Here is a 14,294-nt window from a genome sequence, read left to right on the forward strand (position 1 = left end):
GAGCGCGGTCCTGATCGGCGGCCACCTGCGGCCGGGCGAGACGTTCACGGTCTGCGACCTGTTCGAGTCGGAAGCGCCGGACGCCGCGCGGTCCGCTGGACCCGCAGACGCCTCACCCGGCGCTGACGGTCTACCATCGCGCTCGTGTCCTCCCGTGAACTCGTCATCCTGGGAACATCCAGCGCGGTGCCCACGCGCCACCGCAACCACAACGGTTACCTGCTGCGCTGGGACGGCCAGGGGTTCCTGTTCGACCCGGGTGAGGGCACACAGCGGCAGATGGTGCACGCGGGCGTCAGCGCCAACGACGTCCACTGGCTGTGCCTGACCCACTTCCACGGCGATCACTGCCTGGGCGTGCCCGGCGTGGTGCAGCGCATCGCGCGTGACAAGGTCCGGCATCCCGTACGAGCGGTCTACCCCGCCTCCGGCGCCGGCTACTGGCAACGGCTCCGGCATGCCGCCGTCTTCGCCGACACCACGGTCATCGAGGAGCAGCCGGTCAGCGGTGAGCAGGCCACGATCGGCCCGCTGACCGCCCGCCGCCTGTCCCACCCCGTCGAGTCCTACGGCTACCGCCTCCAGGAGGCCTCCAGCCGACGCATGCTGCCCGACAAGCTGGCATCTTTCGGTATTCGCGGGCCGGAAATCAGCGAGCTCCAGCGCACCGGCTCCGTACGCGGCATCACGCTCGACCAGTGCAGCGTCCCCAAGCCGGGCCAGAGCGCCGCCTTCATCATGGACACCCGCCTGTGCGACGCCGTCTTCGAGCTCGCCTCCGGCACCGACCTGCTGGTGATCGAGTCGACGTTCCTGTCCGCCGAGAGTGCCCTGGCCAAGGAGTACGGCCATCTCACCGCGTTCGAGGCCGGTCTCGTCGCCGCCGACGCCGGTGTGCGCCGCCTGGTGCTGACCCACTTCTCCGAACGCTACGGCTTCGCCGACGAGCCCGCCTTCCTCAGCGACGTACGGCGCGGCTACGACGGCGAGGTCATCCTGGCCCGCGACCTGATGAAGATCCCCGTCCCCCGACGACGGCACCCGTAGGTCACGAGACCAGCGGGCGGACCTCTTCGGCCACGAACCGCACGAAACCCTCAAGGTCGGGCTCGTCGGCCGTCGGCTGGAGCACCACGGTGTCACCCCCGGCATCCGCCAGCCGTTGTACGGCCTCGGCCACCGTGCCCGCGTCCCCCGCGACTCCGAAGTCCGGTTTGCCGGCGTCGCCCCAGCGCTCGAGTTCGGCCTTGAGCCGTCCGGTTCCGTCCGGCCCGGTCGCCGCGTGCACGTGCACGATCATCTCGTGGCGGTCGGTACGCCCGGCCGCCGCCCGCCCCTCGTCGATGAGCCCACGAGCCCGCCGTACCTCGTCGGGCGGAGTTCCGGCGACCAGGATGGTGCCGTCGGCGGCCTCGCCGGACAGGCGCAGCGAGCGCGGCCCGATCGCCCCGGCGAGCACCGGAGGCGCCGTCTCCGGCGGCCAGTCGAGAGCGACGTCGTCGAGCCGCACGTAACGGCCCTCCACCGTGACCCGCTCGCCGCGCAACAGCGCCCGCAGGGCCGCGAGGTGCTCGCGCAGCAGGGTCACGGGCGAGTCCACCCGCGCACCGGCCTGCGCCATCCACTCCTGTACGCCATGACCGACACCCAGAACCACCCGCCCCGGGAACAGCCGGTAGAGCGTGGCCGCCTCCATGGCGGTCAGAGCGACGTTCCGCAGGGGCACCGGGAGCAGGCCGACGCCGACGCGCAGCCGTTCGGTCCAGGCCAGGGCCGCGGCCGCGCTGGCGATGCCGCTCTGGGAGAAGCAGTCCTCCCAGAGCCACAGCTCATCCAGCCCCGCCTCCTCCGCGGCACGGGCCACGTCGCGCATTCGTTCGGGGGGTAGCTGAGGCCGGAACACGGCACCGAGAGCTGTCATGAGATCTTTCCTACCCGCCCGCACCCAGACCGGACAACAGCTGCTAGACCAGGATCCGGGTGAGCAGGTTGTGTAGCTGGTCGCGTTCGGCGGCGTCGAGGGGGGCGAGGAGCTCGTCCTGGATGGCTCGCGCCTCCTGCGTCAGGCGGGTGAGTTCGCGCTGTCCCCGGGCGGTGATGGTGGCGGTGACCCTGCGGCGGTCGGCGGGGTCGCGGGCGCGGTCGACGAAGCCGGGCGCCGAGAGCTCGTCCAGGACCTTGACCACGTCACTGGGGTCGATGCCGAGCCTTGCCGACAGGTCACGCTGAGCGTGCGGCCCGAAGTCCGCCAACGCCGCCAGCACGGCCATGTGCCACATGCGCAGCCCGTCTGCCGCCAGCCGCGCGACCAGCCGGCCTCTGGCCGCCTTCCCGGTCTTGGACAGCAGGTACGTGGTGAGTCCGAGCAGGCTCGGCGGCAGCGCTTCCATCCTGGATATTGTAGGGTCTCACCCAATAATAGGTCTCGACCCACTATTTCAGGAGATTTCCAGATGGACGTGCTACATCCTCGGCTGCTGGTTTCGGCGTTCGCGGAGTGCTTCGCCTTCTATGACGCGGTCCTGCCAGAGGTGCTCGGGGCGAACCTCGCGAAGGGCGGCCCGGACGGTCCCTACGCGCACTGGGACGTGGGCTCTGAGGGGGTGCTGTCCATGCTCGACCGTGGCCTCATGCCCGAGGTCGCCGGCGCCCTGCCGGTGAACGCCGCCGCCCAGGATCGCGTCATGCTCGTCAGCCGGGTGGCCGACGTCGACCGGGCGTACGCCGTCTGCCTGGCCCACGGCGGCCGGTCCGTCGCGGAGCCCGCGGACCGGCCCGGTTGGGGTCTGCGCGCCGCTCACATCCGTGACCCGGAAGGCAATCTGGTGGAATTTCAGTCCTACTGAGCAGGTACGCGGTCACTCGTACGGGCTGCGGCCCTCGTCGATCGCCCGGATCAGGCCGCGAGCGTACTCGTACGCCGCCCGGTGCAGACCGCCCCCGTAGCTGACCCTGGCCACCCCCAGCTCGGCCAGCCCGGTCAAATCCGGGACGCCCGGCCGGAACAGCACGTTCACCGGGCCGCCGACCTCGCTCACCAGGGCCCGGATCTCCTCCGCGTCGCCGAGGCCGATCGGGTACACGCAGTCGGCGCCGGCCTCCAGGTAGCGCCGCGCCCGCGCCACCGCCGCCTCCCGTGACCCGTCGCCGTGCAGATAGGTGTCGACTCTGGCGTTGATCACCAGCCCCGCCCCGGCGGCGACCCGCACACCGGCCAGGAACTCGGCCTGTGCCTCCACGTCGACGAGCACGTCGGTGCGGGGGTCGGAGTCCTCCAGGTTGCAGCCGACCGCTCCCGCCGCGGCCAGGCGTTCGACCAGCTCGGCCGGCTTCAGGCCGTAGCCGCGCTCGACGTCCGCCGTCACGGGCACGTCCACCACGCGCGTGATGCGGGCCACGGCGGCCATCATCTCGTCGACGGGGGTACCCTCGCCGTCCTCGTAGCCCAGCACCTGGGAGACGGCCGCGCTTCCCGTGGCGATCACCGGGAAACCGGCCTCCTGTACGGCTCGCGCGGACGCCGCGTCCCAGACATTGGGCAGCACCAGCGGGTTGCCGGGCACGTGGAGAGCGCGCAGCAGAGCCGCCTTGTCAGTGGTCATGCGGGCAGCCTAGAAAGGAAGCGGCTCCCACCAAAGGGCCAATGACCCGGGGAACCGCCAAGCCACTTGGCCGGAAGACCGCCGAGCCACTCGGCCCGAGGACCGCCGAGCCATTTGGTGCGGGGACCGCCGAGTCGCTGGACCGGTCAGCAGCCGCTCTTCGAGCACTGTCCGATGACCTGACCCGCCGGGCCGTCCGCCGGGCTCTCGCCCGCGGACTCCTGCGCCGGTTTGGTCGGGGCTGACGTGGGCTTCTTGCCGTTCTGGGCCGGAGGCGTGGTGCGCGTGTCGGTGCCCGCCGACCCCTTGTCGAGGCCGGTGTCCGCCTTACCCGTGTCAGCCGTGTCGGCGGTGCCCGTGTCGGTATCGGTCAAGGGCTCGTCGGCCGGGGTGCCGGCGTCGGGGGCGTCCGTCTTGGCGTCGCCCATGGACGCCTCTTCGTCTTGCTGGAGTTCGTCGGCGGTGGCGGACTGGCTCGACTGGCCCGCCTGACCGGTCGGCGTTGTGGGCTGGCCGGGGCCGCCTGCCAGCGCGAAGCCGATGCCGCCCGCCGCGAGCACGGCGACGAGGGCCGACGCGGCGATGACGACGGTCTTCTTGTTGGTGGTGGACCTGGCTTTTCTGGCAGGTCTCGGCATATCGCCCGGCCCGGTGAGGATCTCCTGGCGATCCGGCTCCATCGGATCTTGCATGGTGGTGCGACTCCCTGCGGTCGTATCGGGAAAGCTCGCCGGCTTCCGCGGGTGATGGACCACACTAGCCGCAGGAGTGGAATGCTCGCGCACCAATCACAAAGGAATCACGACTTGTCACCACTTCATGCCATTCGGCCAGGTCGTCGTGACCGCCTGGCAGCCGCGGCAGGTGTGGCCGGGGTGATCGTCATCGCCGCGCTCGGTATTTTCCTGGCGTTCACGGGATCGCAAAGTCCCGAGCGGGAAAAGGCGCCGGAAAATGATCAGGAAAGCGGGCTTTCCCATGGATCAAGCATTACGCCGGCGAGTCGTCCGCCGGTCCCGACGTCGTGGCCCTCGTACGCCAACCCAGCCGACAGCCTGGCCGCCGACAGCGGCCCACCCCCGGAGAACGGCCCGACTCCCGACGAGGGTCTGACACCCGAGGACGGCCTGACACCCGAGAAGGACCTCGCGCCCGAGGAGGACCTGGCGCCCAAGCAGATCAAGGCGCGCCCGCGGCCCGTGCCCTCGCCAAGCCCAGGAATAGGTGAAGCGCTGCCACCGCCCGCGCGAAGGGACAGCGCCACACCGAGCGGCCCGGCGGGCAGGACGCGGGCGCCCAGGTCCGTGCCGACCCCGCCGAAGACCACGGACCCCGAACCGGCCGCACCGGCGGCCGTGACCACCGCCCAGCCGACCCTGGCCACCGCGCAGGCCCCCCGGACAAGCGCGTCCACGCAAAGACCGGCGCCTTCCGTACCCCTGGGAACCGACCCGTGCGCGACCTTCCTCGACTTCCGCCGCGACTACTGCTACCGGCTCCTCGGCCGATGACTCTCCCCCGAAGGGGACATCCCACCGCAGGGGCTCCGGCCACAACGGACGGTCCGTCACACGACCGTCTCGATCCCTGTGACGGTCCGTCGTGGCTGGGGGCCTTTGGAGGGACACCCCCTTCGGGGGGCGGATGAGAACCGCCCAGAGACCCCTGTGGACGCACCCCAGGAAGCCGACGCCGGGCGCGGATGAGGACCGCCCAGGTACGCAGTGCCGGGAAGCCGATGCCCTAGGAAGCCGAGCACGCCCCAGCAGCGGGCACCGACGGCGGGCGGCCGATGGTGGGCATGCCGAGTGAGACCCCCTTGGCCGGAGCCGGGGCGCCCTGCCGCGCCTCCCAGGCGTCACCGGCCCGCGTACGGCGTACCGACGCCACCGGCCCGTCGGCCACCAGGTGGTGCGGAGCCGCGTACGTGACCTCGACCGTGACCATGTCACCCGGACGCGGCGTGTGGTCGCCGACCGCGAAGTGCACCAGGCGATTGTCGGCGGCGCGGCCGGACAGCCGCCGCGTGGCGTCGTCCTTGCGGCCCTCGCCCTCGGCGACCAGGACCTCCAGCGTCCGCCCCACCTGCTTGCGGTTCTCCGCCCAGGAGATCTCCTCCTGCAGCGCGACCAGGCGCTCGTAACGCTCCTGGACGACCGCCTTGGGGATCTGGCCGTCCATGGTCGCCGCGGGCGTGCCGGGCCGGATGGAGTACTGGAAGGTGAAGGCGTTGGCGAAGCGGCTCTGGCGTACGACGTCGAGGGTGGCCTGGAAGTCCTCCTCCGTCTCGCCGGGGAAGCCGACGATGATGTCGGTGGAGATGGCCGCGTCGGGCATGGCCGCGCGGACCCGCTCGATGATGCCGAGGTAGCGCTCGGCCCGGTAGGAGCGGCGCATCTCCTTCAGCAGGCGCGAGGAGCCCGACTGCAGCGGCATGTGGAGCTGGTGCATGACGTTGGGCGTCTCGGCCATGGCGGCGATCACGTCGTCGGTGAAGGCGGCCGGGTGCGGCGAGGTGAAGCGGACCCGCTCCAGCCCGTCGATGGTGCCGCAGGCGCGCAGGAGCTTGCCGAACGCCAGCCGGTCGCCGAACTCGACGCCGTAGGTGTTGACGTTCTGGCCGAGCAGCGTGACCTCAAGAACGCCCTGATCCACCAATGTCTGGACTTCGGCGAGAACGTCGCCGGGACGCCGGTCCTTCTCCTTGCCCCGCAGCGACGGCACGATGCAGAACGTGCAGGTGTTGTTGCACCCGACCGAGATCGCGACCCAGGCGGCGTAGGCGGACTCCCGCTTGGTGGGCAGCGTCGAGGGGAAGACCTCGAGCGACTCCTTGAGCTCGACCTGCGCCTCGCCCTGGACGCGGGCCCGCTCCAGCAGCACCGGCAGCGCCCCGATGTTGTGGGTGCCGAACACCACGTCGACCCACGGCGCCTTGCGGACGATCTCGCCCTGGTCCTTCTGGGCCAGGCAGCCGCCCACGGCGATCTGCATCCGGGGGTTGCTCACCTTGGCCGGTCGCAAGTGGCCGAGGTTGCCGTAGAGGCGGTTGTCAGCGTTCTCGCGTACGGCGCACGTGTTGAACACCACGACGTCGGCGGTATCGCCCTCGGCCGCGGCCACGTAGCCGGCGTCCTCCAGCAGGCCGGAAAGGCGCTCGGAGTCATGCACGTTCATCTGGCACCCGTATGTGCGCACTTCATAGGTGCGGGCGCTCTCCTGGGTCACAGTCATCGCACGTCCAAGGGTAGTCCTTGTCCGGCTTGCGACGGTCGTAGGATCTAAAACACCAGCTTGATGGCACGATGTGATCGGATCGGTACCGCTCGGTTAGTGACCAGCGTCCTATTGGCCCCTAGGTTTTGCACATGACGGAGAACGGGGACGTCACTCCACTTGTAAAGTTGGAGCACGTCAACAAGCACTTCGGGGCACTGCACGTCCTGAAGGACATCAACCTGACCGTTTCCCGTGGCGAGGTCCTGGTCGTGATCGGCCCTTCGGGTGGCGGCAAGTCCACCCTGTGCCGGGCCGTCAACCGGCTGGAGACCATCGACGGCGGGCAGATCATCTTCGACGGTCAGCCACTGCCGGAAGAGGGCAAGGCACTGGCCAAGCTCCGCTCCGAAGTGGGCATGGTCTTCCAGTCGTTCAACCTGTTCGCCCACAAGACGATCCGCGAGAACGTCACGCTGGGGCCGATCAAGGTGCGCAAGAAGGCCCGCGCCGCCGCCGAGACGCGCGCCATGGAGCTGCTCGAACGGGTGGGCATCGCCGCGCAGGCGGATAAATACCCCGCGCAGCTCTCCGGCGGGCAGCAGCAGCGCGTCGCCATCGCCAGGGCGCTGGCCATGGACCCGAAGATGATCCTGTTCGACGAGCCGACGTCGGCGCTGGACCCGGAGATGGTCCAGGAGGTGCTCGACGTCATGATCGGGCTGGCTCGCGACGGGATGACGATGATGGTCGTCACGCATGAGATGGGGTTCGCGAGAAGAGCCGCGAACCGGGTGGTGTTCATGGCCGACGGGCAGATCGTCGAAGAGAACACCCCCGATGAGTTCTTCACCAACGCCCAGACAGAGCGGGCCAAGGACTTCCTTTCGAAGATCCTCACGCATTGATCCCAGTCCGCAGCAGGAAGATTGAGGTAACCACTATGCAGATGCGTCGAACTGGGGCCGTGTTCGCCGTCACGGCCATGGCGGTCGGTCTTGCCGCGTGTGGCGGTGGAGGCAGCTACACCAACGTCGTGGACAAGCTCAAGGGAGCCAAAGAGATCACCATCGGCACCAAATGGGACCAGCCGAGCCTGGGCCTGAAGAAGGGTGGCGGTGACCCTGAGGGCTTCGACGTGGACGTCGCCAAGTACATCGTGAAGGAGCTGGCCGGCGGCCAGGATGTGAAGATCACGTGGAAGGAGTCGCCCTCGTCCAACCGCGAGGCGCTGCTCGCCAACGGCACCGTGGACATCATCTTCGCCACTTACTCCATCACTGACGCGCGCAAGCCGAAGGTGACCTTCGGCGGCCCGTACGTCGTCGTCCACCAGGACACCATGGTCCGTGCCGACGCCGCCGACATCGCCAAGGCGACGGACCTCAAGGACAAGCGGATCTGCCAGGCGCAGGGCTCCAACTCCTACAAGCGGATCACCGACCCGCCGCCGGACGGCAAGCTCAACCTGCCCGCCAAGCTCGTCGGCGCCAGCAACTACTCCGAGTGCGTGCAGAAGCTCAGTGGTGGCAACCTGGACGCGGTCACCACCGACAACCTGATCCTGGCCGGCTTCGCCAGCCAGGACCCGGGCAAGTACAAGCTGCTCAACGACCCGTTCACGGACGAGAAGTACGGCATCGGCCTGAAGAAGGGCGACAAGACGACCTGCGAGGCCGTCAACAAGGCCGTCGCCAAGATGTGGCAGGACGGCACGGCCACCCAGCTGCTCACGAAGTGGTTCGGCAAGACCGGCCTGGACCTGCCCAAGGAGGCCCCACCGGCCGAGGGTTGCGCCTGATCCTCACCCCGCGCGGCGGCCGGTGATCCGGCCGCCGCCGCCGTTCTCACTGGTGGAGCACGATGGACGAACTAATTCAGTACGGTCCCGACCTGGCCGTCGGGTTCCTGAACAACATTAAGCTCTCGCTGATCATCGCGGTGTTCTCGCTGGTCGTCGGTACGATCCTGGCCGCCATGCGGGTCTCGCCGACCCCGGTCCTGCGGGCCGCGGGCACGGCGTACGTCAACCTGGTGCGCAACACCCCGCTGACCCTGGTGCTGGCCTTCTGCTACCTCGGGCTCAGCGACACCCTCGGCCTGATCTTCTCCACCGAGGTGCCGCTGACGAACTCGTTCTGGCTGGCCGTGCTGGGCATGTCGGCCTACACCGCGGCGTTCGTCTGCGAGGCGCTGCGGTCCGGCATCAACACCGTGCCCATGGGGCAGGCGGAGGCGGCCCGCGCGATCGGGCTCACCTTCAGCCAGTCGATCAGGCTCATCATCTTCCCGCAGGCCTTCCGGGCGGTCATCGCCCCGCTGGGCAGCGTCCTGATCGCCCTGATCAAGAACACGACCGTGGTGGCGGCCGCCGGTTACACCGTGGAAGTCTCCAACGTGATGCGGACGACCTTCGACACCACCGGCGTCTCGATCCCCATCTTCCTGGGCATCGTGGTCGCGTTCCTGATACTCATCCTGCCGATCGGCTGGTACACCGGCTGGCTGGCCAGGAGATTGGCGGTCGTCCGATGAGCGCGTCCGTCCTCTTCGACACGCCTGGCCCGCGCGGCAGGCTGCGCAACCATCTCATCACCGGGGTCTCCGCGCTGGTCCTGCTGGCGGCCCTCGGCTGGGTGCTGCTGAAGTTCAACGAGAAGGGCCAGTTCAAGGCCTCCTTGTGGGAGCCGTTCACCACCGAGACCGTCTGGGTGGACTTCATCCTGCCCGGTCTGGTGGGCACGCTCACCGCGGCCGTGCTCGGCGCCGTCCTGGCGCTGCTCTTCGGTGCGGTCTTCGGCATCGCCAGGCTCTCCGACCACCGGTGGATCAGACTCCCCGCCGCCTGGATCGTGGAGCTCTTCCGGGCGATCCCGCTGCTCCTGCTGATCTTCTTCATCTGGTTCCTGGCGCCCGACGTGTTCGGCGGCGGCGACTACGCGCTGTTCGCGATCGTGCTCGGGCTCACGCTCTACAACGGATCGGTGCTGGCCGAGGTGGTCAGGGCCGGCATCAACTCGATCCCGAAGGGCCAGTCGGAGGCGGCGTACGCGGTCGGGCTGCGCAAGAGCGGCGTGATGCGGTTGATCCTGCTGCCGCAGGGCCTCACGGTGATGATGCCGGCGGTCGTCAGCCAGCTCGTGGTCCTGCTCAAGGACACCGCGCTGGGCTACTTCATCGTCTATGTCGACCTGCTGAACATGGGCTTCAAGACGCTGCCGTCGGTCTACCCCGGCACGAAGCTGGTGGCGGCGATCGTCATCGGCGTCATCTACATCCTCATGGCCATGGCGCTCAGCGCGTTCGCCACCTGGCTGGAGAAGCGCAGCCGCCGCAGCCGCAAGACCACGGCCGGGCCGCTCGAGCCGCCGGGCGCGGTGCCGCTGCCCCCGGGGCAGCCGGATATGGGCGGCAGCGTCATGACGCAGTAGCCCACGTCATCAAGCGGTCATCGCGCATTGCAGGTGACGGGAGTGGGGTGGTCACCGGGCTACGGTGATCGAAGCGGGGTGGTCACCGGAGTGAGGTGATCACCCCGCACTCTTGCCGATCTTCCGGCAGGATGCGTCTATGCCCTTCTGGCGCTCCCCCATCTCGACCACCGACGTCGCCCGGTCCGGCCGGCGGCTCGGCTGGCCGATCGCGCTCGACGGCCAGGTGTGGTGGACGGAGGACCGCCCTGACCAGGGCGGACGCACCACGATCATGCACCGCGCCGCCGACGGCACCTGCCGCGAGCTGCTGCCCGAGCCGTGGAGTGCCCGCACCCGCGTGCACGAGTACGGCGGGCGGCCCTACGCGGTGACCCCCGAGGGCGATGTGATCTTCGCCGGTCTCGCCGACCAGCGCCTCTACCTGCTCAAGGACCGCGCCGGCCATACCGACCGCGTTGACGGGCCCGTCCCGCTCACCCCCGACGGCGGCGACCGCTACGCCGACCTGCTGGTCCGTGACGACCAGATCTGGTGCGTACGCGAACGGCACACCGACGACGGGAAGACGACCAGGGCCCTCGTCTCCATCCCGGTCGGCGGCGGCGAGACCCGCGAATGGGTCACCGGCGGCGACTTCTACGCCTCTCCCGCCATCTCCCCCGATGGACGGCATCTCGCTTACCTCACCTGGAACCACCCGCTCATGCCATGGAGCGGCACCGAGCTCCGCGTCACCCGCCTGTCCGACGGCACATCGTGGACCGTGGGCGGCGGCCCGGCCGAGTCCGTGCTCGCGCCCAGTTGGAAGGACGACGGCCACCTCTACCTGATCTCCGACCGCTCCGGCTGGTGGAACCTCTACCAGACCGGCCTCCACGACCTCTCGCCGCAGCCGCTCCATCCTTTGGAGGAGGAGTTCGCCTGGCCGCTGTGGACGCTGGGCGGCCTGCCGTACATCGTGCTCGGCGACGGACGGCTCGCGGTGCTGCACGGGCGTGGCGACCTGCGGCTCGGCATCCTCGACCCGGAGACGGGCCGGCTCGCCGACCTCGATCCGCCGGGCGACGGGTGGGATCCGGCGCTGGCCGCCGACGGCACCTCGGTGATCGGCATCGCGTACGGCGCCGCGGTCGCGAAGTCGCTCATCCGCGTCGACACCATCTCCGGCCAGGCCGAGACCCTCAGGCGCGACGTCGAGGAGCTGCCCGACCTCGCCTGCCTGCCCACGCCTCGTCCGGTGGAGATGGGGCACCGGGTGCACGGTTTCCTCTATCCGCCGTCCAACCCGGCCGCCGAGGACTCGGCGGACGCGCCTCCGTACGTGCTCTTCGTGCACGGCGGTCCGACGGCGCACGAGGGCACGGCGCTCGACCTGGAGAAGGCGTACCTCACCTCACGCGGCATCGGTGTGCTCGACGTCAACTACGGCGGGTCCAGCGGCTACGGCCGGGCCTACCGCGACCGGCTGAAGGGGCAGTGGGGCGTCGTCGACGTCGAGGACACGATCATGGCCGCCGAATGGCTGGTGGCCGAGGGGCTGGCCGATCCCGGGCGCATCGCGGTGCGCGGCGGCAGCGCGGGCGGCTGGACCGTGATGGCGGCCTGCTGCCGTTCGGAGGTGTTCGCGGGGGGCGTGTCCTACTACGGCGTCAGCGCGCTCGCCCCGCTCCATGCCCACACCCATGATTTCGAGTCGCGTTACGTGGAGTGGCTGGTCGGCCCGGAGGACCCGCGGCTCTACGCCGAGCGCGAGCCGCTGGCGCTGGTCGACGGCGTCTCCTGCCCGATGCTGCTGCTCCAGGGGCTCGACGATCCCGTGGTGCCGCCCGAGCAGGCGGCGGCCTTCGCCGACGCGCTGGCCGAACGCGGCGTCCCGTGCACCTATCTGGCGTTCGAGGGCGAGTCGCACGGTTTCCGCCGCACCGAGACGCGGGCCACCGCCCTGGCCGCGGAGCTGGCGTTCTACCAGCAGATTTTCAGCTGATTCTCGCTTTCGTCGCCATCAATCACGGTTCTTGGACACAACCGCTATCACTCGGCGGTCGCTACTCGCCAACGGTTGAATAACCGTCCTCGACACCGCCCTCCCCACGTGGATTGCTCGAAGGAGCAGCACGTGGGGCGCGCCTCGCGGCCACGAAGCGCGCCCCACTGGCCAGCCACATATCCCCATCTCGGCAGAGGGAGGGCCAGATGGCCAGCTTGCGCCATCTCAGCATCGCCGTGGTGGCCGCGGCAAGTCTGCTCGCCGCCGCCTGCGCCACGGACACCGGCACGAACGGCTCGGCACCGCCGACAGCGCCCCAGGACACCGGCAAGCCCTTGTCGGGCGGCACGATCAGGCTGGTGGGCGGCGGCGACGTCGACCATCTCGATCCCACCAGCTCCTACTACACGGTCACCAACGGCATCCTGCGCGGTTACGCGCGCCAGCTGTTCAACCTGAACGGCGTGGCCAAGGAGTCCGACACCACCAAGGGCTTCGCCGTCGTCCCCGACGTCGCCACCGAGCTGCCGACGACCGCCAACGGCGGCCTCAGCGCCGACCACCTCACGTACACGATCAAGCTGCGTGACGGCGTCCAATGGGACACCCAGCCGCCGCGGGCGGTGACCGCGGGCGACTTCGTCCGCGGCTTCAAGCGCCTCTGCAACCCGGTGGCCGGAGCGGGCGCGCCCGGCTACTACACCAGCACGATCAAGGGCATGGCCGCCTACTGCGCGGCCTACGGCAAGGCGTTCGAGAAGGCCAAGCCCACGGCGGCGGCGCTGGCGGCCTTCCAGAACTCGCACGACATCGCCGGCGTTCAGGCCAAGGATGACAAGACGATCGTGTTCACGCTGGTCCAGCCGGCGGCCGACTTCCTCAACATCCTGTCACTCAACTTCTCCTCGGCCGCGCCCCAGGAGTACGACCAGTACGTGCCGGACGACGCCACCTTCCGCCAGCACGTGATCTCCGACGGCCCGTACAAGATCACCCAGTACGTGGCCACCAAGTCGATCAGGCTGGAGCGGAACCCCGCCTGGACGCAGGCGGCCGACCCGATCAGGCACCAGTACGTCAACGCCGTCGACGTCAAGATGGGCGTCACCGAGCCCGACGCGGTGCAGCAGCAGATCGAGGCGGGCAGCGCGGACCTGTCCTGGGACCTGCCGGTGCCGACCGCCCAGATCCCGCGGCTGAAGAGCGGCGACCCCGACTTCAAGATCTTCCCGGGCGCCGTGACGAACCCGTATCTCGTCTTCAACCAGCAGAGCAAGAACGAGAACGGCGCCATGGGCAAGGTCAAGGTGCGCCAGGCCATCGAGTACGCGATCAACAAGGTGGCCATCGCCAAGATCTACGGCGGTGCCGACGTGGCGACCCCGCTGCACACGGCCATCCCACCGGGCAACATCGGCTACCAGGAGTACAACCCGTACCCGACGCCCGGTGACCAGGGTGACCCGGCCAAGTGCAAGCAGCTGCTCGCCGAGGCGGGCTACCCGAACGGGATGACGCTCATCGGCGCGTTCCGCAACGCGGGCAACCACCCGGCCAATTTCCAGTCCTACTCGGCCGACCTGCAGAAGTGCGGGATCACCGTCAAGGGCCTGCCCGTACGGCAGGGCGACTACTACGGCGCGTTCCTGCAGAACCCGACCATCGCCAAGGACAGTAAGTGGGACATCTCAGCTCCCGGCTGGGTACCCGACTGGTACGGCAACAACGGCCGCGCCGTCTCCCAGCCGCTGTTCCAGACCAACTGCACGCCGGGCACGAGCAACTACGGCTGCTACAGCAACCCCAAGGTGGACGCCCTCATCAAGCAGGCGCTGGCCGAGCCCGACGCGACCAAGGCGGCCGGACTCTGGCACCAGGTCGACCAGACGGTGATGGCCGACGCGGTGATCGTGCCGTTCAACAACCAGAACACGCCGATCTACAAGAGCAAGCGGGTGCGCAACGCGCTGTATCTTCCCGCGTTCCAGCTCTACGACATCACCAACCTCTGGCTTGACCCCAACTCGCCATGACCGTGCGGCGCCCCGCGGGACT

General features: G+C 69.3%; 14 protein-coding genes. 9 read left to right on the plus strand and 5 right to left on the minus strand.

Features of this window, described 5'->3' with window-relative positions:
- Nucleotides 1-144 precede the first annotated feature (144 nt).
- The gene (locus AB0B61_RS24975; protein ID WP_358436105.1) at nt 145-1,047 is read left to right on the plus strand and encodes a ribonuclease Z; all 903 of its coding nucleotides are present in this window, start codon (nt 145-147) and stop codon (nt 1,045-1,047) included.
- Nucleotide 1,048: 1 nt separating this feature from the next.
- Here AB0B61_RS24975 and AB0B61_RS24980 read toward each other — a convergent pair whose 3' ends face one another.
- Nucleotides 1,049-1,921, minus strand: a complete 873-nt coding sequence (locus AB0B61_RS24980; RefSeq protein WP_358436108.1) for an LLM class flavin-dependent oxidoreductase — start codon at nt 1,919-1,921, stop codon at nt 1,049-1,051.
- A 43-nt stretch (nt 1,922-1,964) separates the two neighbouring features.
- Nucleotides 1,965-2,390: a MarR family winged helix-turn-helix transcriptional regulator gene (locus AB0B61_RS24985; RefSeq protein WP_358436111.1), complete on the minus strand. Its 426-nt coding sequence runs from the start codon at nt 2,388-2,390 to the stop codon at nt 1,965-1,967.
- A 63-nt stretch (nt 2,391-2,453) separates the two neighbouring features.
- On the opposite strand from AB0B61_RS24985, the gene AB0B61_RS24990 reads away from it, so the two are divergent.
- Nucleotides 2,454-2,846, plus strand: coding sequence for a VOC family protein (locus AB0B61_RS24990; RefSeq protein WP_358436114.1), 393 nt, complete (start codon nt 2,454-2,456; stop codon nt 2,844-2,846).
- Nucleotides 2,847-2,858: 12 nt separating this feature from the next.
- Here the strand turns inward: AB0B61_RS24990 and AB0B61_RS24995 are convergent, their stop codons facing one another.
- Nucleotides 2,859-3,602: an isocitrate lyase/phosphoenolpyruvate mutase family protein gene (locus tag AB0B61_RS24995; protein ID WP_358436117.1), complete on the minus strand. Its 744-nt coding sequence runs from the start codon at nt 3,600-3,602 to the stop codon at nt 2,859-2,861.
- A gap of 146 nt (nt 3,603-3,748) precedes the next feature.
- The gene (locus AB0B61_RS25000; RefSeq protein WP_358436120.1) at nt 3,749-4,294 is read right to left on the minus strand and encodes a hypothetical protein; all 546 of its coding nucleotides are present in this window, start codon (nt 4,292-4,294) and stop codon (nt 3,749-3,751) included.
- A gap of 183 nt (nt 4,295-4,477) precedes the next feature.
- Here AB0B61_RS25000 and AB0B61_RS25005 point away from each other — a divergent pair, with 183 nt between their 5' ends.
- Complete coding sequence (locus tag AB0B61_RS25005) at nt 4,478-5,113, plus strand: hypothetical protein (RefSeq protein WP_358436122.1); 636 nt, start codon at nt 4,478-4,480, stop codon at nt 5,111-5,113.
- Nucleotides 5,114-5,345: 232 nt separating this feature from the next.
- Here AB0B61_RS25005 and miaB read toward each other — a convergent pair whose 3' ends face one another.
- Entirely contained in the window at nt 5,346-6,836 is a 1,491-nt protein-coding gene (gene miaB / locus AB0B61_RS25010; RefSeq protein WP_358436125.1) for a tRNA (N6-isopentenyl adenosine(37)-C2)-methylthiotransferase MiaB, read from the minus strand.
- A 134-nt stretch (nt 6,837-6,970) separates the two neighbouring features.
- On the opposite strand from miaB, the gene AB0B61_RS25015 reads away from it, so the two are divergent.
- The 6 genes from AB0B61_RS25015 (at nt 6,971) to AB0B61_RS25040 (ending at nt 14,272) form a co-directional block, all read left to right on the plus strand.
- On the plus strand, nt 6,971-7,726 hold the full coding sequence (locus AB0B61_RS25015) for an amino acid ABC transporter ATP-binding protein (RefSeq protein WP_358436127.1): 756 nt from the start codon (nt 6,971-6,973) through the stop codon (nt 7,724-7,726).
- A gap of 41 nt (nt 7,727-7,767) precedes the next feature.
- Nucleotides 7,768-8,619 (plus strand): glutamate ABC transporter substrate-binding protein, encoded by an 852-nt coding sequence (locus tag AB0B61_RS25020; protein WP_358436130.1) that lies wholly within the window; start codon nt 7,768-7,770, stop codon nt 8,617-8,619.
- 62 nt (nt 8,620-8,681) lie between these two features.
- The gene (locus AB0B61_RS25025) at nt 8,682-9,353 is read left to right on the plus strand and encodes an amino acid ABC transporter permease (protein WP_358436133.1); all 672 of its coding nucleotides are present in this window, start codon (nt 8,682-8,684) and stop codon (nt 9,351-9,353) included.
- Nucleotides 9,350-10,249: an amino acid ABC transporter permease gene (locus AB0B61_RS25030; protein WP_358436135.1), complete on the plus strand. Its 900-nt coding sequence runs from the start codon at nt 9,350-9,352 to the stop codon at nt 10,247-10,249. Before AB0B61_RS25025 ends, AB0B61_RS25030 begins: the two co-directional genes overlap by 4 nt.
- Before the next feature lie 139 nt (nt 10,250-10,388).
- Nucleotides 10,389-12,236 carry a prolyl oligopeptidase family serine peptidase gene (locus AB0B61_RS25035; RefSeq protein WP_358436137.1) on the plus strand — a complete coding sequence of 616 codons (1,848 nt, stop codon included), beginning with the start codon at nt 10,389-10,391 and terminating at the stop codon, nt 12,234-12,236.
- 209 nt (nt 12,237-12,445) lie between these two features.
- Nucleotides 12,446-14,272, plus strand: coding sequence for an ABC transporter substrate-binding protein (locus AB0B61_RS25040; protein ID WP_358436140.1), 1,827 nt, complete (start codon nt 12,446-12,448; stop codon nt 14,270-14,272).
- Nucleotides 14,273-14,294 lie beyond the last annotated feature (22 nt).

It is taken from the genome of Nonomuraea sp. NPDC049158 (assembly GCF_040648335.1).
Lineage (GTDB): Bacteria > Actinomycetota > Actinomycetes > Streptosporangiales > Streptosporangiaceae > Nonomuraea.

Bases quoted from the DNA above. Each gene is read 5' to 3' on its own strand.
- AB0B61_RS25030 (WP_358436135.1), top strand. From the start codon at position 9,350: ATGAGCGCGTCCGTCCTCTTCGACACGCCTGGCCCGCGCGGCAGGCTG.
- AB0B61_RS25025 (WP_358436133.1), top strand. From the start codon at position 8,682: ATGGACGAACTAATTCAGTACGGTCCCGACCTGGCCGTCGGGTTCCTG.
- AB0B61_RS25015 (WP_358436127.1), top strand. From the start codon at position 6,971: ATGACGGAGAACGGGGACGTCACTCCACTTGTAAAGTTGGAGCACGTC.
- AB0B61_RS25000 (WP_358436120.1), bottom strand. From the start codon at position 4,294: ATGCAAGATCCGATGGAGCCGGATCGCCAGGAGATCCTCACCGGGCCG.
- AB0B61_RS24990 (WP_358436114.1), top strand. From the start codon at position 2,454: ATGGACGTGCTACATCCTCGGCTGCTGGTTTCGGCGTTCGCGGAGTGC.
- AB0B61_RS25020 (WP_358436130.1), top strand. From the start codon at position 7,768: ATGCGTCGAACTGGGGCCGTGTTCGCCGTCACGGCCATGGCGGTCGGT.
- AB0B61_RS25040 (WP_358436140.1), top strand. From the start codon at position 12,446: ATGGCCAGCTTGCGCCATCTCAGCATCGCCGTGGTGGCCGCGGCAAGT.
- miaB (WP_358436125.1), bottom strand. From the start codon at position 6,836: ATGACTGTGACCCAGGAGAGCGCCCGCACCTATGAAGTGCGCACATAC.
- AB0B61_RS24985 (WP_358436111.1), bottom strand. From the start codon at position 2,390: ATGGAAGCGCTGCCGCCGAGCCTGCTCGGACTCACCACGTACCTGCTG.
- AB0B61_RS24995 (WP_358436117.1), bottom strand. From the start codon at position 3,602: ATGACCACTGACAAGGCGGCTCTGCTGCGCGCTCTCCACGTGCCCGGC.
- AB0B61_RS24980 (WP_358436108.1), bottom strand. From the start codon at position 1,921: ATGACAGCTCTCGGTGCCGTGTTCCGGCCTCAGCTACCCCCCGAACGA.
- AB0B61_RS25035 (WP_358436137.1), top strand. From the start codon at position 10,389: ATGCCCTTCTGGCGCTCCCCCATCTCGACCACCGACGTCGCCCGGTCC.